The sequence below is a fragment of the Pseudooceanicola endophyticus genome (assembly GCF_018760365.1).
Taxonomy (GTDB): Bacteria; Pseudomonadota; Alphaproteobacteria; order Rhodobacterales; family Rhodobacteraceae; genus Pseudooceanicola; species Pseudooceanicola endophyticus.
Genome location: NZ_JAHIAB010000015.1, coordinates 104,047 through 125,256 on the forward strand (window position 1 = coordinate 104,047; position 21,210 = coordinate 125,256).

Genomic DNA, 21,210 nt, shown 5'->3' on the forward strand with positions numbered 1-21,210 from the left:
GAAGGCCGAGAGCGCCGGAAAGCGCCCCGCTGTCAGGCCTCCCAGCTGTCCGGCAGGACCAGGCCAAGGGCGCGCAGCTCTGCACATATGCGGGCCACGTCTTCGGCAACCAGATCCGGGAAATAGGCCGGCATCGGCAGTGCGGCCGAGGCATTCACCTGCCGCTTCACCAGCGCCTCCGGATAGGCGTGATGCCCGAGCCCGAGGAAATCCTCGATCCGGGTCAGCACGCCATGGGGATCGCGGCGCATGTCCTCGTAGAAGAGCGGCAACAGGCTGTCCGGGTCCAGCCCCGCGCGCAGGCGACGCATCACCGCGCCGTATTCGGCATTCGACCAGATGAAGTCCTGCCGCAGGAAGGCCTCGGCCTCCTGCGGGCCCCATTGCGCCAGCCGCTCCAGCTGCCCGGTGACGCCAAGGTGGAACTTGACGTGGCTCCACAGCCGCCGGACCGGGTGGCGCATGGTGTAGATCACCCGCAGCCGGGTGCAGCTGCCCCGGATCGCCTGCCAGGCCTCCACCGGCAGATGGGCATGGAGGTTGGAGAAATCGCAGGCGTAAAGCTCTCCGCGCGGGCGGGTGAAGAGGTTGCGGTACCAGAAATCGTCCACCGGGCGGGCCAGGTACTGGGCGGCCCAGTGCAGCTCCAGGCGGATGCGCTCGGGATTGGCGGTCTCGGGGTCGAACCGGTCGAGGTACCGCTCCCGGACGCGGCGCAGGCGGTTGCGGTCCGACAGCTGCCGGCTGTCGCAGTAGCGGTGGTAGAAGTAGTGCAGCTCCTTCTCGGGGGTGAAATGCAGCTCCGGATGGCGCTCCAGCACCGAAAAGAGCCAGGTCGTCCCGGCCTTCATCGCCCCCACGCTGAGGCAGAGATGCCCGAACAGCCGCGCCTCGTCCTGCCCTGCCATGCCGTCATCCCCTCTGACCTCGTTTCCGGCATAAGGGCGATTGGTCAAAGCATGGTTACCGGCCGGCAAAAGGTGAAATGCGGCAGGGCCGTGGCGGAACTCTGGCAAGACCGCGAAACATCCTGAAATTACGTGGCATTTTTCCACTTCGACAGGGGACGTGGCCAGCGGCTGTTAACCGGCGACGCGTAGCCTCGGGACGTCTACCGCTTCCGGAGCCGACCATGCCCACGGGCCGCAATCCGCTGTACGCGCAGCAATGGCATTTTTCCCTGCTCGGCGGGATCGAGGACGTGTGGCAGGACTATACCGGCGCGGGCATCCGCATCGCCGTCTTCGACGAGGGGGTGGAGGCCGGTCAGGCCGACCTGGCGGCCAATTACGATGCCTCTCTGGAATACGATTTCCTGGACGGCGCGCCGGATTCCGCCAGCAACGGCCATGGCACCGCCGTCGCCGCGATCATCGCCGCCGCCGACAACGGCTCGGGCGGCCTCGGAGTGGCCTACGGGGCGCGGCTGACCTCGGTCGATTACATCAACGACGCGGTCTGGCTGGAGGCTTCGGACTATTTCCGGATCTTCTCGGAGGCGGCGCGTTTCGACATCGTCAACAATTCCTGGGGCAACCTCTCGGCCTTCTCGAACTATGGGGATATCGGCGATGCGGAGGGCCAGATCGGGCAGGAGGCCGACGCCATCCGCAGCGCCGCCGACACCGGGCGCCGCGGGCTGGGCACGATCTTCACCAAGGCCGCCGGGAACGAAGCAAACGACAGCTACCTTTCGGTCATGGGCCTGCACGGCAATGGCCATGGCGACGGGCTGAACAACCTGCACGAGATGATCGTGGTCGCCGCCACCGACACCCGCGGCAATGTCGCCAGCTATTCGAACTGGGGCCACAACATCCTGGTCGCCGCCCCCGCCGCCGCGGTGACCAGCGACATGACCGGCACCGCCGGCTACAGCTCCGGCGACACCCTGACCACCTTCGGCGGCACGTCGGCCGCGACCCCGGTGGTCTCGGGTGTGGCGGCCCTGATGCTGGAGGCCAACCGGCAGCTGCACTGGACCGACGTGCAGAACATCCTTGCCAGCTCGGCCCGGCAGACCGGATCCGATTTCGGCGACGGTGCCTCCGGCTACGAGGTATCCTCGTGGTTCTCCAATGGCGCCAGCACCTGGAACGGCGGCGGCATGACCTACCACGTGAACTACGGCTACGGCATGATCGACGCCCGCGCCGCCGTCCGCATGGCCGAGGTCTGGACGCTGATGTCGCCCGGCTCGGGCAAGGTGCAGGCCAGCCAAACGGTGGCCAGCATCCCCGACACGCCGATCCTGCTTGAGGACATGGGCACCGCCGAGCTGAGCGTGACGGTGGAGGCCGGCGACATCCTCCTCGACCATGTCTATGTCGAAGTGGACATGAAACACACCTGGATCCAGGACGTGACGCTGGTCCTCTATGCGCCCGACGGGAGCGAGGTCGACCTGCTGGCCCGGGACGGCAGAAACAGCTACGACGCGGACTGGACCTTCGGCGTCACCTCCCTGCGCGGCATCACCCAGGCCGGGACCTGGCGGCTGGTGGCCACCGACCATGCCGAGCGCGACAGCGGACTGCTGCGCGGCCTGTCCCTGACCTTCGAGGGGCACAGGACCTCCGGCAACGACATCTACACCTTCACCGACGATTTCCTGGCGCTGAAATCCGTCGAAGGCAGCCGGGGCAGCCTGAGCGACGACAATGGCGGCAGCGACTGGATCAACCTCGCGGCGCTCAGCGGCAATGCCCAGATGACCCTGCGCGACAGCGCCGGCACGCTGCGCGTCGACGGCCAGAGCTGGAGCACCCTGTCCGGCAGTTTCGAGAATGTCGCGGGCGGGGATGGCAACGACACGATCTCGGGCAACGGGCTGGCGAACCACCTGCTGGGCGGGCGCGGCGCCGACATCATGGCGGGGGGCGCCGGCAACGACAGCCTGAAGGGCGCCGGCGACAATGACAGCCTGTCGGGGGATGCGGGCACGGACCAGCTGCTGGGCGGGTCGGGCGACGACACGATGGATGGCGGCGCCGACGCGGATGAGCTGCGCGGCGGCTGGGGCAACGATGTCGGCTGGGGCAGTGACGGCAACGACCTGGTGATGGGCAATGTCGGCGACGACCGGATGTACGGTGATGCGGGCGACGATTCGATCACCGGCGACGGCGGCATGGACACGCTCTATGGCGGGGCCGGCAACGACGTGCTGAACGGCGGGCGCCATTCCGACACGGTCTACGGCGGCACCGGGCAGGACCGGCTGGTGGGCGAGCAGGGCTTTGACCACCTGTTCGGCGGATCGGGCGACGATTCCCTTTTCGGCGGGTCCGAGAACGACTGGCTGCACGGCGATCTGGGCGCCGACCTGCTGCTGGGCGGCACCGGCCAGGACCGGCTGTTCGGCGGCGCCGGTCGGGACGTGATGAAGGGGGAAGGCGGCTACGACCGGCTGGAGGGAGGATCGGGCGACGATCTTCTGGATGGCGGCAAGCAGGCCGACAACCTGCTGGGCGGCCAGGGCCAGGACAGCCTTTATGGCCGCGACGGGCTGGACCGACTGTTCGGCGGATCCGGCGACGACCTGCTGTTCGGCGAGGCCACCGGCGACGGGCTGTTCGGCGAGGCCGGACATGACAGACTTTACGGCGGCACCGGCGGCGACAACATGTTCGGCGGCAGCGGCAACGACCTGGTCGACGGGGGATCGGGCGACGACAGGATCAGCGGCGGGGCCGGGTTCGACACCCTGCGCGGCGGCGCCGGCAACGACCTGCTGCGCGGCAATTTCAACGCCGATACCTTCGTCTTCGAAAATGGCTTCGGGCAGGACACGATCGGCGATTTCGACGTCACCGGCGGGCTGGAAAAGATCGACCTGCGCGGGGTCGATGCGATCACCGACCTGGAGGACCTGTTCGCCAACCACCTGGAGGAAACCCTGACCGGGGTCGCCATCACCGATGGCGAGGGCAACCGCATCCTGGTCTCAGGCGTTCACGTGCACGAGCTGACCTCGGCCCATTTCATCCTGTGATCACAACCCCGCATCGAGACGCGAGAGCGCCAGAAGCACCCGGCGCCTCCCACTGCCCGGGCGGCCCGAAGGCAGCAGCCTGGCCCGGATGGTCAGCGCCGCGCCCCGGCTCGCGCCGGTCGCGCTGGCAGGTTCGCCGGTGGCCTGCACCTCGCGCGCCAGTGCCTCCAGGTCGACCAGCGCGACCTTGCCGGCAATCGCGGACAGCGGCCCGGTGCACTCGTCCTCGGTCAGGCCGAAATCGCGGCGCGCCCGCTCCGACACCCGCTGCAGGTTCAACTTGTCGTCCAGAAGCACCGTGCCCAGCCCCAGGGCCTCGAACATCAGCGCGCCGTCCTCGGCCTCCTGGCCCAGCCGCTCCATACGGCGCTGATGCTCTCCCGAAAGCACGACCAGTTCCTCGTTGACCGCGTGCAGCTCCTCGTTGGAACTGCGCAGTTCCTCGTTGGCTGCCTGAAGCTCCTCGTTGGTGGCCAGAAGCTCCTCGTTCGAGCTTTCCAGCTCTTCACTGCTGGCCTCCAGCTTTTCGGTCATCTGCTCCAGCGCGACCTCGGTCAGCCGCAGGTCGCGCTCCATCTCCTGCAAGCGGTGCTGCAGCACCGCGACATCCGCGGTCTGCGGCCCCTGCCCGGTCAGCCGGGTCACCGGGGCGCTGTGGCGATCGGTCCGCTCCAGCGACAGCAGCAGGAAGGCGGGACCGCCGCCGGGCATCTCCAGCGGGCGGGCGCTCAGCTGCAGCGCATGGGCCTCTCCGGTGTCGGTCATCACCGTCAGATGGCGTTCGAACCGGTCCAGCTGGTCGTGCCGCAGCCGGCCAAGGGCCACGCTGACCGGCGATTGCAGGTCATGATGCAGCACCTCCCGGATCGAACGGTTCCGCCCGTTGCCCGGCGTCACGTAGGCCGCCGCCGCGCCATGGCAGGCCATCACCTGCCCCCAGGGCGCGATCACCAGTTCGGGCCGGTCGTGCTGGGCCAGCAGCGCCGTCTGGATCCGCAGCACCTCTGCGCGCTGCGGAGTGGCCGGCGCCTCCGCAGGGGCGCTTCGGGGCGGGGTGTCGGGCCGCGGCGGCACCACCATGGCCGGATCCACCACACGGCCCTTCATGGTGCCGCGGAACAGCCGCCACCGGCTGTCGAGAATGCGGAAATGGATCACGTGGCGGCCCAGGCTTTCCTGCGGCCCCAGCATCAGGTGCCCGCCGGGGCGCAGGCCGAAGATGAACATCGACAGCACGCGCTGCTGCGCCGCCTCGGTCAGCGCCCCGATCAGGTTGCGGCACGAGATCAGATCGATGTTCAGGAAGGGCGGGTCGCGCAGCACGTCATGGGTGGAAAAGATCACCCGCTGGCGCAGCACCGGCGCCACCGTCAGCATGTCGCCCTCGGCGCGGAAATAGCGATCCCGCAGCGCCTGTGGCAGTCCGGCCAGGGCCGTGGCGGGGAACCGCCCGGCGGCGGCGCGCCCGATCGCGGCGCTGTCGATATCGGTGGCGATGATCCGGAAACTGCGGGCCGATCCGGACAGGCGCAATGCCTCGGCCAGCTCGATCGCGATGGTATAGGCCTCCTGTCCGTCGGCACAACCGGGCACCCAGACCCGGATCGGCGCCTCGGGATCTTCCTGCGCGGCCAGGGGCTCCAGCGCGGCCCGGCGCAGCAGGCCGATCGCCTCGGGATCGCGGTAGAAGGCGGCGCCCTGCTGGAACAGCTGGCGGTACAGGTCCGCGATCAGCTCCGGATGGGCGATCAGTTCATCCCGCACGACGGACAGGCTGGGCCGGCAGCGCCGCAGCCGCCAGGCCTCTAGCCCGTCCAGAAGCAGCTTGCTGCGATAGGCCGAAAGCTCCAGCCCGTGGCTCTCCTGCAACCGGTCGAGGATCGCCTGGGCTGCGGTGCGGGCCACGGGCGCGGGCCGTTTCAGCGTGCCGGCGGCCTCCTGCAGGCGGGCCCGGATCGCGCCGGGGATCTCGGGGGCCGACAGCACCCGGTTCACGGCACCGGCTTTCAGCGCGGAGCCGGGCATGGCGGCAAATCCCGCCTCCTGCGGCGACTGCACCAGCACCATGCCGCCGCTTTCACGCACCGCCTGCGCGCCTCGGGTCCCGTCCGACCCCGCGCCCGACAGGATCACCGCGAAGGTCCGGCGCGGATCGCGCCCGGCCATGGAGCTGAAGAAGGTGTCGATGGGCCGCAGCACCGCGCCATCTGCATCCCGCGCCAGCGGACGCAGCCGGAAGCTGCGGCCTGCCAGTTCGACCAGCTGACCCGGCGGGTTCAGATAAAGCGTGTCCGGGCAGAGCGTCATGCCCTCCTCGATCTCACGGATCGCAAGGCCCGTCCGGCGGGCCAGCAGCCGTGCCAGGTTCGAATCCCCGTCGGCCGAGAGGTGACGGATGACGACAAAGCTCCAGCCGGCGGCGTCCGGCGCGGCCTCGAAGAACGCCTCAAGCGGCTCCAGCCCGCCGGCCGAGGCACCAATCGCCACCAGCGGCGGCATCTCCTGTTCAACTGCGGTCGCGATCCGATCCATCGTCCCAAGATCCGGGTTTCTCGGCCGATTAAAAAGGCCCAATGTCAATTTGCAACTTATGCGTGTTCCCAGGCGCAGGAATGTCAGCCGCTGACCCGCCCTGCCCAAATTTTGCGGCGGCGGCCAACGGCCCGGTACGGGCCCCGGGCCGGAATGGAAACGGCGGCAGGCCCTGCGCATCCCGCCTGACCCGCCGCCGTTTGCCACATCCGCCCCGCCGCCCTCGGTCGGCTCTGCGGATATCCGAGGTCCCCGTGCCCCGTTCACTTGGGCAAAGAGTCGGCAAGTATGATTAACAAAACCTTAATAGGGAGATTCCTGTTTACCGCAGCGCAACACCTCTTACCAAATCGTCTATTCTTCGGATGGCGGGGCGAAGCTTTCGGGATAGGCGCGGCCCTTGCGCGGACGGAAGGCCGGCAGGGTCAGGTCGCGCATGATGGCAGCGATTCGCAGCGTCAGCGCGGTGATGAAGCCGGCCACCGCCGAAAGCGTCGGCGGGCAGTCGATGGCCTGGCAGGCGACGATGGTCAGCCCGCCGACGGTGGCGCAGGTCATGTAGATCTCTCGGCGCAGGATGATGCTGGGTTCGCCCGCCAGCACATCGCGCAGGATTCCCCCGACCGAGGCCGAGAACATCCCCATCACCACCGCGACCGTTCCCGACACCCCCAGATCCAGCGCCTTCAGCGTGCCGGCGGTGGCCGCGAAGGCCAGGCCGAAGGCATCGCACCAGACGATCCAGCGGATCCGGCTGTGCATCAGGAAGGCGGTGAAATGCAGGATCACGGCGACGGCGATGCAGATCAGCAGGGGCCAGGGGCGCTGGACCCAGAACACCGGCAGGCCCAGCAGCAGGTCGCGCAGCGTGCCCCCGCCGACACCGGTGGCGCAGGCCATCCAGAGAAATCCGAAGACATCCATCTGCTTGCGCGAGGCCACGAGGGCCCCGGTGGTGGCAAAGACCACGGTGGCGAAGATGTCGATGGCGAAAAGGAAATGGTCCGGGGTCATGCAAAGGCTCCTGTTCCCGGACAATGAAACAGGTGCAGACGGCGGGCCAGTGCTTTTGCACCGGCCCGCCGTTCGGGCAATCACCTCTGCGGGATCACAGCCCCGAGGCCAGTTCCTTCTGGACGTGGAACAGGTGGCCCAGCAGGTGCGGGGCGAAGCTGCGCCAGACATTCAGGCGGAAACTGTCGGTCTTCTCGCGGACCAGCACGACCGGGGTGCCGTCGAAGACGGTGCGGGCCCCCTGGCCCGGCCCGATGCGCGACAGGTCGCGGGCCACGCCGGTGGCCATCAGCGCCTCCACGGCGGGGCCCGAGGCGCGGATGAAGATCTCGCGCTCGCTGATCTCGACCAGGGAATGCGGCGCCGCGTCGTAGACGCCGGCACAGGCCGCAGTGATGGCCGCGGCATCGCCCGGCGCGCCGCTCAGCACCCATTCGTCCGGGCCCAGGCACAGCGCCTTGCGCCCCGAGCCGGAGGTCATCACGCCGACGGTATCGGTCAGCTCAAGCCCCAGGGCCCCGGCCACGGCGGCACGTTCGCCGTCGCGCACGCGCAGGGAAAAACGCGCCTCTGCGGGCAGTTCCTCGATGGTCACGCCACCGGCGGTCTTCTTGTCGAACGTCATCTGCCGCATCCTCTCAGAGTTTCACCTTCTCGCCTTCGGGGTCGTAGAAGACGGTGCCGGTGATCTTGGCGGTAATGGTCTTGTCGGGCATCGGGATGTAGACGGTGTCGTTCATCTTGTCGAAGCCCCCCTCGATCAGGGCCATGGCGATGGTCCGGCCCAGGGTCGCGCTGTAGTAGGAAGAGGTCACCCAGCCGACCATCTTCATCGGCTTGGGCTGGTTCGGATCCAGCACGATCTGCGCGCCCTCCTCCAGCTTGACCTTCGGATCGCTGGTCAGCAGGCCGACCAGCTGGCGCCGCCCCGATGCCACCAGATCGGGCCGTTTCAGGCCGCGCATACCGATGAAATCGGGCTTCTTCTTGCCCAGTGCCCAGTCGAGGCCCGCATCCCCGGGGGTGACGGTGCCATCGGTGTCCTGGCCGACAATGATATAGCCCTTCTCGGCGCGCAGGACGTGCATCGTCTCGGTGCCATAGGGGCAGATGTCGTATTCGGCGCCCGATTTCATCAGCGCTTCCCACAGCACCCGGCCCTTGGAAGCCGGCACGTTGATCTCAAAGCCCAGCTCGCCGGTGAAGGACAGGCGGAACAGGCGCGCGGGTAGGCCCGCCACGGTGCATTCCGCGATCGACATGTGCGGGAAGGCCTCGTTCGAGATATCCAGCCCCTCGACCAGCGGCTCCAGCACCTTGCGGGCATTGGGGCCGTTCACCGCAACGGTCGCCCATTGCTCGGTCGTGGAGGTCAGCCAGACCTTCAGGTCGGGCCATTCCGTCTGGAGGTAATCCTCCATCATGTTCAGCACCCGCGCCGCGCCACCGGTGGTGGTGGTGACGTGGAAACGGTCCTGCGACAGGCGGCCGATGACGCCATCGTCGCGGATGTAGCCATCCTCGCCCAGCAGCAGGCCGTAGCGGGTCCGGCCCGGCGCCAGCTTGGTCCAGGGGTTGGTGTAGGTGCGGTTCATGAACTCGACCGCATCCGGCCCCACGACCTCGATCTTGCCCAGGGTCGAGGCGTCGAAGATGCCGACCGACTTGCGGGTCGCGGCACATTCGCGGGCCACGGCGGCGGCCATGTCCTCTCCGTCCTTGGGGAAGTACCAGGCCCGGCGCCACTGGCTGACGGGTTCGAAGACCGCGCCGTTTTCCTCGGCCCAGCTGTCGATGGCGGTCTTCCGCGTCACCTCGAACTGGTGACCGCGCACGTAGTTCGCCAGCGCGCCGAAGGTGGTCGGCGTGTAGGGCGGGCGGAAGGTCGTCAGGCCGACCTGCGGCGGCGCCTTGCCAAGCGCATCCGAGGCGATCATCAGCCCGTTCATGTTCGACATCTTGCCCTGGTCGGTGGCCATGCCGTTGGTGGTGTAACGCTTGACGTGCTCGATCGAGCGCATCCCCTCGCGCACGGCCAGGCGGATGTCCTTGGCAGTCACGTCGTTCTGGAAGTCGACGAAGGCGCGGGCCTTGCCCGGATCGCCGTTGGTCGGCAGGTCCTTGACCATGATGCCGGTGCCGGGGCGGTCCACGCCGACGCCCGGCGCGCGGGCCGTGGCGCGCAGGCCAAGCGCCTTGACAGCGGTACGCCCGGCGACAACGCCGTCCTCAAGGGCCGCGCCGTAGCCCCAGAGGCCCCGGCCCGCCCCGGCGATCTCGACCTCTTCGGTCTTCACGTCAGGCAGGTAGACCTGCGCCTCGGCGTCCCATTTCAGCTTGCCCTGGGTATGCGAGAAGAGGTGCAGCGAGGGCGTCCAGCCGCCCGACATCAGCACCACGTCGCAGGGGATCACCCGAGAGGTGCCGACGGCACCGTTGCTGACCGGCGCGACCGAGACGGACTTGACCCGCAGGCGACCCCGGGTGGTGATCACGGTATGGGAGGGCAGGACCTCGATCCCGAGGGCGCGCGCCTTCGAGACCAGCTCTGCGTCGATCTTCGGGCGGATGTCGGCAATGGCCGCGACCGAGATGCCGGCCTCGGCCAGGTCGAAGGCGGCGTACCAGGCGCTGTCATGGGTGGTGACGACCACGGCGCGGCTGCCGACCTTGACGCCGTAGCGGTTCAGGTAGGTCTGCGCGGCACTGGCCAGCATCACGCCGGGACGGTCGTTGCCGTCGAAGACCAGCGGCTTTTCCAGCGCGCCCTGGGCCAGCACGACCTGTTTGGCGCGCACCCGCCACAGCCGTTCGCGCGGCGCCCCTTCGGGCACATGGTCCAGGTGATCGGAGACGCGCTGCACCAGGCCCACCATGTTCTCGTGGTAGTAGCCGATGGCGGTGGTGCGGGTCATCACCTGCACGCCCAGGCTTTCCAGCTCTTCCAGCGCGGCGGCCAGCCAGTCCCAGCCGGCCATGCCGCCGATGGTGACGGCAGGTTCGGAAAGCAGCGCGCCGCCCATCTCGGCGGTCTCGTCGACCAGCACGACCTTGGCACCGGCACGGGCACCGGTCAGCGCCGCCATGATCCCCGCGACACCGCCGCCCACGACCAGCAGGTCGATATGCACGTAGCGCGCGGCGTAATCGTCGGGATCTTCCTCGCTCGGTGCGACGCCCAGACCGGCGGCGGCGCGGATGAAGGGCTCATAGACCTTGTCCCAGAAGGACTTCGGCCACATGAAGGTCTTGTAGTAGAACCCGGCCGAGAACATCATGTAGCTGGCATCGTTGATGGCGCCGATGTCGAACTTCAGGCTGGGCAGCTTGTTCTGAGAAGTGGTCTCGAGGTTGCCGCGCACCTCCTGGAGGGTGGCGCGGGTGTTGGGTTCGAACTGGCCCTTGCCGCGACGGGTGCCGAGCAGCGCGTTGGGTTCGTCCGAACCGGCCGAGACGGCACCGCGCGGGCGGTGGTACTTGAACGAGCGCCCCATCAGGTGCACGCCGTTCGCCAGCAGCGCCGAGGCCACGGTATCGCCGCGCAGCCCGGTGTAGGTCTTGCCGTCGAAGGTGAAGTAGACGGGCTCCGAGTGGTTCACGCGGCCCCGGCCCTGGATACGGTAGGTGCTCATTTCTCACCTTCTTTCACGCCGGCCTTGATGCCGGTCAGCGCTTCGATGTCGGGGCGCGGTTCGCCCGCCTTGTAGGTCGTCAGGAACTTGTCGGTCACGGTGTGGCGCGCGGCATTGAAGAAGCGCCCGCAGCCGTGGATGTGGCGCCAGCGCTCGAAATGGACGCCCTTCACGTTGGAGCGCATGAAGAGGTATTCCACCCATTCCGCATCGGTCTGCTCCGAGGGGTTTTCGGGGCGCGCGATATGGGCCTCGCCGGCATAGGCGAACTCGGTCTCGGGCAGGGTCTCGCCGCAGTAGGGGCAATGGATCAGAAGCATGACGGACCTCGTTCAGTGCGCAACGGCGGCGGCGGCGGCTTCGTCGATCAGACGGCCGGTGGTGAAACGCTCCAGCGAGAAGGGCGCGTTGATCGGGTGCGGTTCATCCTTGGCGACGGTATAGGCCAGCAGGTGCGCGGAGCCGGGCGTCGCCTTGAAGCCGCCGGTGCCCCAGCCGCAGTTCACGTAGAGGTTCTTCACCGGCGTCTTGCCGATGATCGGCGAACGGTCGGGGGTGTTGTCGGTGATCCCGCCCCATTTCCGCAGCATCCGCATACGGTTGAAGATCGGGAACACCTCCGATATCGCGGCGATGGTGTGCTCGATCAGCGGCAGGCCGCCACGCTGCGAATAGGAGACGTACTGGTCGGTGCCCGAACCGATCACCAGCTCGCCCTTGTCAGACTGGCTGCAATAGGCGTGCACGGCGTTCGACATCACCACGCAGGGGAAGCAGGGCTTCACCGGCTCGGAGACCAGCGCCTGAAGCGGCATCGATTCCAGCGGCAGACGGACGCCGGCGGTCTCCATGACCATGGTGTTGTGACCCGAGGCCGAGACGGCGACCTTCTTGGCCTTGATGAAGCCGCGGTCGGTTTCCACGCCCATCACCGCGCCGTCGGGACCGCGACGGATCGCCCGGACCATGCAGTTCTGGATGATGTCGACGCCGCGCGCCGCAGCGCCGCGGGCATAGCCCCAGGCCACGGCATCGTGGCGCGCGGTGCCGGCGCGTTCCTGCAGCGCCCCGCCCATCACCGGGTAGCGCGCGTTCTTGTCGATGTTCACCGGCGGGCAGTATTCCTTGCACTCTTCCGGGGTCAGCCAGCGGTTGTCGACGCCGTTCAGGCGGTTCGCGTGGATGTGGCGCTGGAAGCTTTGGACGTCATGCACGTTGTGGGCCAGCATCAGGCAGCCCCGGTTCGAATACATGACGTTGTAGTTCAGCTCCTGGCTGAGGCCCTGCCACATGTCGACGGCATGGTCGAACAGCCGCGCACTTTCGTCGTAGAGGTAGTTCGACCGGATGATCGTCGTGTTGCGGCCGGTGTTGCCGCCGCCCAGCCAGCCCTTGTCGATGACCGCGACATTGGTGATGCCGTGCTCCTTCGCGAGGTAATAGGCCGCGCCAAGGCCGTGCCCGCCGGCACCGACGATGATCACGTCATATTCTTTCTTGGGTTCGCACTCGGGCCATTGCTCGGTCCAGCCCTTGTGGCCGGTAAGCGCATTCTTGACGAGCGACAGGGCAGAGAACTTGGTCATGGCGCCATCCTGCTGGGGGAGTCGGGAGATATCGCTGCCAGTTACGCAGAAAGCGGCGGCGGCGGACTGGATCTTTGCGCCAACCTGACGTTATCTTTGCGTCATGAGCACGATCCCTCCGACCCAACCCCGCCTGCGCATCGGATTCCTGCTGGCAAGGCGCTTCACGCTGTCGGCATTTGCCAATTTTGTAGACGTTCTGCGGCTCGCCGCGGACGAGGGAGACCGCTCGCGGCCGATTCACTGCTCCTGGACGGTGCTGTCCTCGGATCTCCAGCCGGTGCGGTCCAGTTGCGGCATCGCCGTCAGCCCGGACGAGAGGCTGGGGAACCCCTCGCGCTTCGACTACATCGTGGTGGTCGGCGGGCTGATCGACGAGATCGAGCGGCTCTCGCCCGCCTATACCGACTTCCTGCGCACCGCCGCGCGGGCGGGCGTGCCGCTGGTGGGGGTCTGCACCGGCGCCTTCATCCTGCACCGTGCCGGGCTGATGCAGGGCTACCAGTGCTGCGTCAGCTGGTTCCACCACGACGATTTCCTGGACCAGTTCGAGGGGATCACCCCGGTCTCGGACCGGATCTTCGTGGTGGATCGCGAAAGGCTGACCTGTTCAGGGGGGGCCAGTTCCGCCCACCTGGCCGCCTGGCTGGTGGATCGCCACATCGGCCGCGCCGCCGCCCGCAAGAGCCTCAACATCATGATCATCGACGAGGTGCTGGCCGCCGACGATCCCCAGCCCGGCGTCCCGCTGGAGCTGAAGACCCGCGATCCGCTGGTCCGCCGTGCCCTGGCGCTGATCCAGCAGAACCTCGACAGCCCCCCCCGCGTGAGCGAGGTCGCGGACCGTCTCGACGTCAGTCGCCGAAAACTTGAGCGCCACTTCCGCGAGGCCCTGGGCCTGGCGCCGGGCGATGCCTTCTTAAGGGTTCGCCTGGCCCAGGCAGAGTTCCTGCTGCACCGGTCGGAGCGTTCCGTGACCGAGATCGCGCTGGCGACCGGCTTTTGCGATCTGTCGCATTTCGTCCGCGTGTTTCGCGATCGTCAGGGCATCACGCCCGAGGCCTGGCGGCGCGATCAGCCCGGACAGGCCCTGCCAAGCGCCTGATGGGCAACAAAAAAGCGACCCGAAGGTCGCTGCATCAAGGGGGAAGAGAAGTGGCGGCAATCCCAGGGAGGAGGAGGAGGGATTGCCGCCGATTTCCGAGGCTCAGGGAGGAGGAGGAGCCCCAGGAAACTCTTCAGTCGCTGTGTTAGCGTCTGTACTGACCTTCTCTCATGTTCGCCCGGATCGAGCAACACCCGCCCCGGAAGACCCGCCTTGCATCAGGTGCATAGCAACGAAAAATTAACTCATACGCTCAAAAAATGTGCGTATTCCCGGATCAGACCGGCACTCCGGCGTCGAGCTGCTCCAGGAACTCTGCCGCCCCGGCCCGCACGGCCTTGCGGTGTACCTCCTCCATCCGGTCCCAGGTGCGATACATCTGGCCCATCCGGGGATTGCCGGCAAAGCGGTCGCGGTGGCGCGCCAGGAAATCCCAGTAGAGCAGGTTGAACGGGCAGGCCCCCTGCCCCGCCTTCACCTTCACGTCGTAGCCGCAGCCGCCGCAGTAATCCGACATCCGGTCGATATAGGCCCCGGACGAGACATAGGGCTTTGAGGCGATGAGGCCGCCATCGGCAAACTGGCTCATGCCGACGGTATTGGGCGCCTCGACCCATTCGAAGGCGTCGATATAGACCGAGAGATACCATTCATGGACCTGCGCCGGGTCGATCCCCGCCAGCAGGGCGAAATTGCCGGTGACCATGAGGCGCTGGATATGGTGGGCATAGGCCTCTTCCCCGGTCTGGGCGACGGCATGGGACAGGCAGTTCATCCGCGTCGGCGCCCCCCAGTAGAGCGGCGGCAGCGCGCGCTCATGCCCCAACCCGTTGCGCGTCGCATAGTCCGGCCCCTCGCGGAAATAGAGGCCGCGCACATATTCCCGCCAGCCCAGGATCTGACGGATGAACCCCTCGACGGCGTTCAGCGGCGCCTGGCCGGCCTTCCAGGCGGCCTCGGCGCGGCGACAGACCTCCAGCGGGTCGAGCAGGCCAAGGTTCAGGCAGGGCGAAAGCAGCGAATGATAGAGAAAGCGGTTCCCCGACAGCATGGCGTCCTGGTAATCGCCGAACATCGGCAGGGCCCGGGTGATGAAATGCTCCAGCACCTGCCGGGCCTGGGTCTCATCGGTGGCATAGCCGAAGGGGCGCAGCTGGCCGAAATTGGCGCCAAAGCGGGCCTCGACCAGATCCAGCACCTCGGCCACCACGGGATCGGGGTCGAACCACAGCGGGCGCGGCGCAAACAGGTCGTCGCGGGCGGGCTTGCGGTTCTCACTGTCGTAGTTCCAGCGACCGCCGGCGGGTTGGTCCCCCTCCATCAGCAGGCCGGACTTGCGGCGCATCTCGCGGTAGAAATACTCCATCCGCAGCTGCTTGCGCCCCTCGGCCCAGGCATCGAACTCGGCCAGGGAGGCGATGAAGCGGTCATCGGGCAGCAGCGTCACGTCCAGGGGCGCCTCTTCCAGCGCGGCGATCAGGCGCCATTCGCCGGGTCGGGTCGCCAGCACCCGGGCCTCACCGCTGTCCGCCGCACGGCGCAGCAGCTCTCCGGGGATGGAGCCGGAGTTTTCCGGATCGTCCAGCCGGGTGTAATCGACGGTCCAGCCCTCGGCGCGCAGGCGCGCGGCGAACTTGCGCATCGCCGCCAGCACAAGGGCGATCTTCTTGGGGTGATGCGGCACGTAGCCGGTTTCCGAGGCGACCTCGGCCATGACCACGCGGTCGCTTTGGCGATCCGCCGCCCGCAGCGCCGACAGCGCCGGGCTAAGCTGGTCGCCCAGCACTAGAACCAGGGACATGGCCGTCCTCCCCCTCTGCATCATCGGCAAAGGTAAGGCGGGGCACGCGTTGGGAAAGACGCAAAAGGCCCGGTCGCGGGGACCGGGCCTTTCGGGTGGGACTGTTCGGGAAAGCCTCAGACCAGCCCGGTCGCGTAGTAGAGCGCGATCACCAGGAAGGAGGCCGCCACCTTGATCAGCGTCATGACGAAGATGTTGCCGTAGGCCTGGCGGTGCGTCATCCCGGTGACCGACAGCAGCGTGATGATGGCGCCGTTGTGCGGCAGGGTGTCCATGCCGCCCGCGGCCATGGCGGCGACGCGGTGCAGTACCTCCATCGGGATTCCGTTGGCATTGGCGGCAGCGATGAACTGATCCGCCATGGCCGCCAGCGCGATGCTGAGCCCCCCGGCCGCCGAGCCGGTGATGCCCGACAGGATGTTGATCGTCAGCGCCTCGTTGACCAGCGGATCGGGGATCGCGCTCAGCGCATGGGAAATCACCAGGAAGCCCGGCAGGATGGCGATGATGGCCCCGAAGCCGAATTCGGACGCGGTGTTCATGGTCGCCAGCAGCGCCCCGGCAATCGCCGGTTTGGCCGAGGCATGGTAATGGCGGCGCACTTCGGGCCAGGCGGTCACGACGATGAACAGGATGGCGACGACCATCCCCGCCAGCACCGACCAGATGCCGATCTGCGGCCCCACGGCAATGGCGGCCGGCTTGGCCATGCCCGGCAGGCTCAGCGTGTAGCTGCCGCCCAGAAGGGCCGGGAAGGCGCGGGTCAGGACGAAGTTCACCACCGCCACCAGCACCAGCGGCAGGATCGCGATCACGGCGGAACGCGGGCGCTGGTCGCTGCGGATCTCGGGCTCCTGCGCGGTATGGGTGCCGTAGCCTTCGCCCCTGCGCGCCGCCCGCAGCCGGCTGCGTTCAAGATACAGAAGCCCCAGCCCCAGGATGAAGGCCGAGCCCGCCAGCCCCAGCCCCGGCGCCGCCCAGCTGGTGGTGCCGAAGAAGGTGGTCGGGATGATGTTCTGGATCTGCGGCGATCCGGGCAGCGCATCGATCGGATAGGTCATGGCACCAAGCGCGATGGTGCCCGGCAGCAGCCGCTTGGGAATGTCGGCGCGGCGGAAGGCCTCGGCCCCGAAGGGATAGAGCGCGAAGACCACCACGAAGACCGACACGCCCCCGTAGGTCAGCAGCGTCGCCGTCAGCGTGATCACGATGATAGAGCGCTGCGGCCCGAAAAGCCGCATCATCAGCTGCACGATGGACTGCGCGAAGCCCGAGATCTCCATCAGCTTGCCGAACAGCGCGCCCAGCAGAAAGACCGGGAAGTAGCTTTGCACGAAGCCCGCCATCTTGGTCATGAAGACGCCCGAGAAGGCCGGCAGCACGGCAGAGGGATCGGTCAGCGCCACCGCCGCCATGGCGATGAGCGGCGCCACCAGGATGACGCTGTGGCCCCGGTAGGCCAGGATGATCAGGCCCGCGAGGGCCGCCAGGACGATGAGAACACTCATGTTTCTTGTCTCTCTCGCAGGCCGGACAAGCGCCGCCTGCCGCGTGGCCCAAGGGGGGCTGCGCGGGGCCGGAGGTCCGGGACACCAGATTGCGGGGGGGGGTGATCCCCCCGGGCGCGCGGGCCCGGGGGCAGGAGCGATCCGGGGGCCGGGTGGCCCCGCCGGGATCAGAACTCTTCGTAGGCCTTCATGACATCGATGCTCTGCGTATAGGCAGAGCCGATGCCGATCAGCATGGCGGTGCCGGCGGCCGCGGCCACCTCTTCGGCGGTCGCACCGGCCCTCTTGGCCTGGAATGTATGCGAGGCAATGCAGCCCTTGCAGTGCAGCGCCACCGAGACGGCGATCGCGATCAGCTCGCGCGTCTTGGGGTCCAGCGCCGCGTTGTGGTGAGCGGCTTCACGCACCGCGCCGAAGGCTTCCAGGATCTCCGGATTGGCCTTCTTGAGCAGGGCGGAATTCTTCTGGATGTCTTTCAGGGTATCGGTCCAGGGGGTCGACATGACGACTGTCTCCTAGGGTTGGATCAGGTTTCGAGCGGGCGCGCGGGATCCGCGCTCCATTCGCTCCAGGAGCCCGGGTAGAGCCGCGCGCCGGGCAGGCCCGCGACCTCCAGGGCCAGAAGGTTGTGGCAGGCGCTGACGCCCGAGCCGCAGCTGGCGATCATGTCCGATGCGGGATGCGCGCCAAGCAGGGTGCTCCATTCCGCGCGCAGCGCCTCGGGGGCCTTGAACAGGCCGTCCGCCCCGGTGTTGAGCGTATAGGGCCGGTTCAGCGCGCCGGGGATATGGCCGCCACGGGGATCGGTGGTTTCGCCCTCGCCGCGGAAACGCGCCGCACCGCGGGCATCGACGGTCAGCACCGCCGGGTTGCCCAGGGAGGCCTCCACCTCGGCCAGATCGGCAAAGCGGCTGTTGTCGGGCAGCGCCGAAAGGGCGGTCGCCGGGAAGCTGGGCACCTCGGGGGTCAGGGCGTGGCCCTCTGCGGTCCAGGCTGCCAGCCCGCCATCCAGCACCGCCACGGCGGAATGACCGATCCAGCGCAGCATCCACCACATCCGGGCAGCGGCGACATTGCCGCCCCGGTCGTAGCAGACCACCTGGTCGCCCGCCTTTAGCCCCGCCTGCCCCAGCCAGGCCGCGAAGACCCGGGGATCGGGCAGCGGGTTGCGACCGTTCTGCCCGGTGCGTTCCCCCGACAGGACGGTTTCCATCTGGGCATGCAGCGCGCCGGGGATATGCCCCTCCTGATAGGCCGCGCGGCCCGCCTGCGGATCGCTCATGGAATGCGAGCAGTCGAAGACGCGCCATTCGGGATGGCCGGCAAGTTCCTCGACCGAAACAAGGGTGGTGCGGCTCATGCGGATTTGCCTTCCTCGGCGGCGGTGGCCACCGGCAGATCATGGTTGCGGCCCCATTCGTCCCAGCTGCCATCATAGACGCGCCAGTCGTCGCGCCCGATGCGGCTGAGGCCAAGCGCCAGGATGCAGGCGGTCAGCCCCGACCCGCAGGAGATCGTCACCGGCTGGTCGGGATCGACACCGGCGGCGCGGAACTTCTGCTCCAACACCGGGGCGGGCAGCATCTGGCGGGTCTCCTTGTCCAGCAGCTCGGCCCAGTAGAGGTTGAGGCTGTTGGGGATGTGACCGGCGCGGGCGCCGGGGTAGCGGTCCGTTTCGGTGCCGGCCCAGCGGCCTGCGGTGCGCGCGTCCAGGATCTGGCCCTTGGCCTTCGAGGTCTCCAGCACCTGCGGCCAGAGCGCCAGAAGATCGCGGGTTTGCCCGGCGGTGAAGGTCGCGGGGGCACGGGTTTCGACACCCGAAGCCAGCGCACCACCAGCCAGTTTCCACGACACCAGCCCGCCATCAAGGACCGAGACATTGTCGTAGCCGTACTGCCGGAACAGCCACCACACCCGCGCGGCACTGTAGAGGCCGGGCGTGTCGTAGGCGACGACATGGCTGCCGGGCGTGATGCCCAGCTTGCCGACTTCCGCCTCGAATCGCGCGCGCGAGGGGATCTTGCGCGGGCGCGGGTTCTCGGGATCGGCGATCACGTCGAGGTCGAAGAACAGCGCGCCGGGGATATGGCCTTCGCCATATTCGGCACGGGCATCGCGCCCGGTGTCGGCCAGGTGCACGGTGGCATCCACCACGACGACATCGGCATCGTCCAGATGCGCCTTCAGCCAGTCGGCGCTGACCAGGGGGCCGGGATAGCTCATGGGATCACCTTTCGCTCAGCGCAGGGATTTGATGATGGCCGAGAAATCCTCGTCCCCATGACCGTCGGCGACGAATTTCTCATAGATCTCGGTGACATGGGTACCGAGCGGCGTGTTGGCGGCAACCGATCCGGCGGCCTCCTGTGCCAGCAGAAGGTCCTTCAGCAGCATGGTCGCCGCCGCGCCGGGCTTGTAGTCGTTGTTGGAGGGCGCGGTCGGCACGATGCCCGGCACCGGGCAATAGCTGGTCAGCGCCCAGCACTGGCCGGTCGAGCCCGAGGCCACATCGAACATCGCCTGCGCCGAGAGGCCCAGCTTTTCCGCCAGCGCGAAGGCTTCGGACACGGCGACGATGTTCACGCCCAGGATCATGTTGTTGCAGATCTTCGCCGCCTGGCCCGCGCCCGCGTCGCCGCAGCGCACGGTCTTCTGGCCAAGCGCCGCCAGCACCGGCGCGATGCGTTCGGCGGCCTCATCGGCGCCGCCCAGCATGAAGGTCAGCTTGGCGGCCTGCGCCCCCGCAACCCCGCCCGAGACTGGCGCATCGACGCTTTGCAGGCCGGCTTCGGCGGCCATCGCGTGCAGGGCGCGCGCGGTCTCCACATCCACGGTCGAACTGTCGGCGATCAGCGCGCCGGGCTTCGCGGCGGGCAGCAGGGCCGCCCAGGCCTCGCGCACATAGGTGGCGTTGGGCAGCATGGTCAGGATGATGTCGGCGCGGGCCGCGGCTGCTGGACCGTCTGCCGTCACCTCGATGCCGTTTTCCCGCGCCCGGGCCTGGGCCGCCGGGACCGGATCGAAGCCCAGCACCTCGTAGCCCGCCTTGACGAGGTTCGCGGCCATCGCGCCCCCCATGTTGCCCAGACCGATCACGGCAATGGTCTTGTCAGACATGTCAGCTCCAACTCTTCGGGCGGACCGGGTCCGCGCAGGATCGCAGGACGGAAAGACATCATCCAACATTTTGTTTTATTGAAATAATTTGTCGGAAAATCGCCCCGCTTGTTACGTTCAAGTGTTTCATTGAACGTGGCGGAGTGTCAATTCCGACCGGGGCCGGGGCGGCTGCATTGACGCAATTAGAAACGGTCTTCTATGATTGCGACCGACCGCAGGAGGATGTCTTGGAAACCACCAGTCCCCGGAAGATGATTTTCTCTCGCATGGCCGAGATGGCACGGGCGCTTGGCAATCCGCACCGGCTGGAACTGCTGAACCTGCTGTCGCAGGGCGAACGCAACGTCGATCGCCTTGCCGAGCTGACGGGGATGTCGGTGGCCAATACCTCCCAGCACCTGCAGGCGCTGCGGCGCAACGGGCTGGTCGACGTGCGCCGCGCCGGCAAGCACGCCTTCTACGGGCTCAGCAACGACCAGACGCTGGCGGCGCTTCAGGCGCTGACCGCCCTGACCGAGGCCAACAGCGCGGCGATGCAGCAGATCCTGTCGGACTATTTCTGGAATCTGGACGCGCTGGAGCCGGTCACCCGCGATGAGCTGGAGGCCCGGCTGGGCGAAGGCGTGGTGGTGCTGGATGCCCGCCCCGAGGACGAATATGCCCTGGGCCACCTGCCGGGCGCGATCTGCGTGCCCGACGGCACGGTCGAGACCCTGCTCAAGACCCTGCCCCGCGACCGGACCATCGTGGCCTACTGCCGGGGCAGCTACTGCATTTCCTCGTTCCGCCTGGTGGCGCGGCTGCGCGCGCTTGGCTACGACGTGCGCCGGCTTGAGGAAGGCTTTCCGGAATGGCGCGCCAATGGCCGCCCCGTGGAAGAGGGCCGGCCCGACCTGCGCCGGGCCTGAGCCTGCCTGA

The 21,210-nt window shown here is 67.8% G+C and carries 16 protein-coding genes; 3 read left to right on the forward strand and 13 right to left on the reverse strand.

Going from position 1 to position 21,210, the window contains the following annotated elements; translation table 11 throughout:
- Positions 1–32 precede the first annotated feature (32 nt).
- Positions 33–908, reverse strand: coding sequence for a sulfotransferase family protein (locus KM176_RS21435; RefSeq protein ID WP_160896524.1), 876 nt, complete (start codon positions 906–908; stop codon positions 33–35).
- Between the two features lie 224 nt (positions 909–1,132).
- Between KM176_RS21435 and KM176_RS21440 the strand changes: the two genes are divergently transcribed.
- Positions 1,133–3,994 (forward strand): S8 family serine peptidase, encoded by a 2,862-nt coding sequence (locus KM176_RS21440; protein ID WP_160896523.1) that lies wholly within the window; start codon positions 1,133–1,135, stop codon positions 3,992–3,994.
- On the opposite strand, the gene KM176_RS21445 is transcribed toward KM176_RS21440, so the two are convergent.
- From KM176_RS21445 to KM176_RS21470, 6 genes are all read right to left on the reverse strand, one after another.
- Positions 3,995–6,526, reverse strand: a complete 2,532-nt coding sequence (locus KM176_RS21445; protein ID WP_160896522.1) for a chemotaxis protein CheB — start codon at positions 6,524–6,526, stop codon at positions 3,995–3,997.
- A 354-nt stretch (positions 6,527–6,880) separates the two neighbouring features.
- A complete protein-coding gene (locus KM176_RS21450; protein ID WP_160896521.1) occupies positions 6,881–7,540 on the reverse strand; it encodes a trimeric intracellular cation channel family protein in 660 nt (219 codons plus the stop codon).
- A 94-nt stretch (positions 7,541–7,634) separates the two neighbouring features.
- Positions 7,635–8,165 (reverse strand): sarcosine oxidase subunit gamma, encoded by a 531-nt coding sequence (locus KM176_RS21455; RefSeq protein ID WP_160896520.1) that lies wholly within the window; start codon positions 8,163–8,165, stop codon positions 7,635–7,637.
- 13 nt (positions 8,166–8,178) lie between these two features.
- On the reverse strand, positions 8,179–11,172 hold the full coding sequence (locus KM176_RS21460; protein ID WP_160896519.1) for a sarcosine oxidase subunit alpha: 2,994 nt from the start codon (positions 11,170–11,172) through the stop codon (positions 8,179–8,181).
- Entirely contained in the window at positions 11,169–11,492 is a 324-nt protein-coding gene (locus KM176_RS21465) for a sarcosine oxidase subunit delta (RefSeq protein ID WP_160896518.1), read from the reverse strand. The genes KM176_RS21460 and KM176_RS21465 overlap by 4 nt, the downstream gene beginning before the upstream one ends.
- Positions 11,493–11,504: 12 nt before the next feature.
- Positions 11,505–12,758 carry a sarcosine oxidase subunit beta family protein gene (locus tag KM176_RS21470; protein ID WP_160896517.1) on the reverse strand — a complete coding sequence of 418 codons (1,254 nt, stop codon included), beginning with the start codon at positions 12,756–12,758 and terminating at the stop codon, positions 11,505–11,507.
- 103 nt (positions 12,759–12,861) lie between these two features.
- On the opposite strand from KM176_RS21470, the gene KM176_RS21475 reads away from it, so the two are divergent.
- Positions 12,862–13,863: a GlxA family transcriptional regulator gene (locus KM176_RS21475; RefSeq protein ID WP_160896516.1), complete on the forward strand. Its 1,002-nt coding sequence runs from the start codon at positions 12,862–12,864 to the stop codon at positions 13,861–13,863.
- Between the two features lie 277 nt (positions 13,864–14,140).
- Here KM176_RS21475 and KM176_RS21480 read toward each other — a convergent pair whose 3' ends face one another.
- From KM176_RS21480 to mmsB, 6 genes are all read right to left on the reverse strand, one after another.
- Entirely contained in the window at positions 14,141–15,664 is a 1,524-nt protein-coding gene (locus tag KM176_RS21480) for a cryptochrome/photolyase family protein (protein ID WP_160896515.1), read from the reverse strand.
- A 116-nt stretch (positions 15,665–15,780) separates the two neighbouring features.
- Complete coding sequence (locus KM176_RS21485) at positions 15,781–17,172, reverse strand: GntP family permease (RefSeq protein ID WP_160896514.1); 1,392 nt, start codon at positions 17,170–17,172, stop codon at positions 15,781–15,783.
- Positions 17,173–17,339: 167 nt separating this feature from the next.
- Complete coding sequence (locus KM176_RS21490) at positions 17,340–17,675, reverse strand: carboxymuconolactone decarboxylase family protein (protein WP_160896513.1); 336 nt, start codon at positions 17,673–17,675, stop codon at positions 17,340–17,342.
- Between the two features lie 23 nt (positions 17,676–17,698).
- Positions 17,699–18,532, reverse strand: a complete 834-nt coding sequence (locus KM176_RS21495) for a sulfurtransferase (RefSeq protein WP_160896512.1) — start codon at positions 18,530–18,532, stop codon at positions 17,699–17,701.
- The gene (locus KM176_RS21500; RefSeq protein WP_160896511.1) at positions 18,529–19,395 is read right to left on the reverse strand and encodes a sulfurtransferase; all 867 of its coding nucleotides are present in this window, start codon (positions 19,393–19,395) and stop codon (positions 18,529–18,531) included. The genes KM176_RS21495 and KM176_RS21500 overlap by 4 nt, the downstream gene beginning before the upstream one ends.
- 15 nt (positions 19,396–19,410) lie before the next feature.
- Entirely contained in the window at positions 19,411–20,358 is a 948-nt protein-coding gene (gene mmsB, locus KM176_RS21505) for a 3-hydroxyisobutyrate dehydrogenase (protein ID WP_160896510.1), read from the reverse strand.
- 185 nt (positions 20,359–20,543) lie between these two features.
- Between mmsB and KM176_RS21510 the strand changes: the two genes are divergently transcribed.
- Positions 20,544–21,200, forward strand: coding sequence for an ArsR/SmtB family transcription factor (locus KM176_RS21510; protein WP_215558821.1), 657 nt, complete (start codon positions 20,544–20,546; stop codon positions 21,198–21,200).
- Positions 21,201–21,210: the final 10 nt, after the last annotated feature.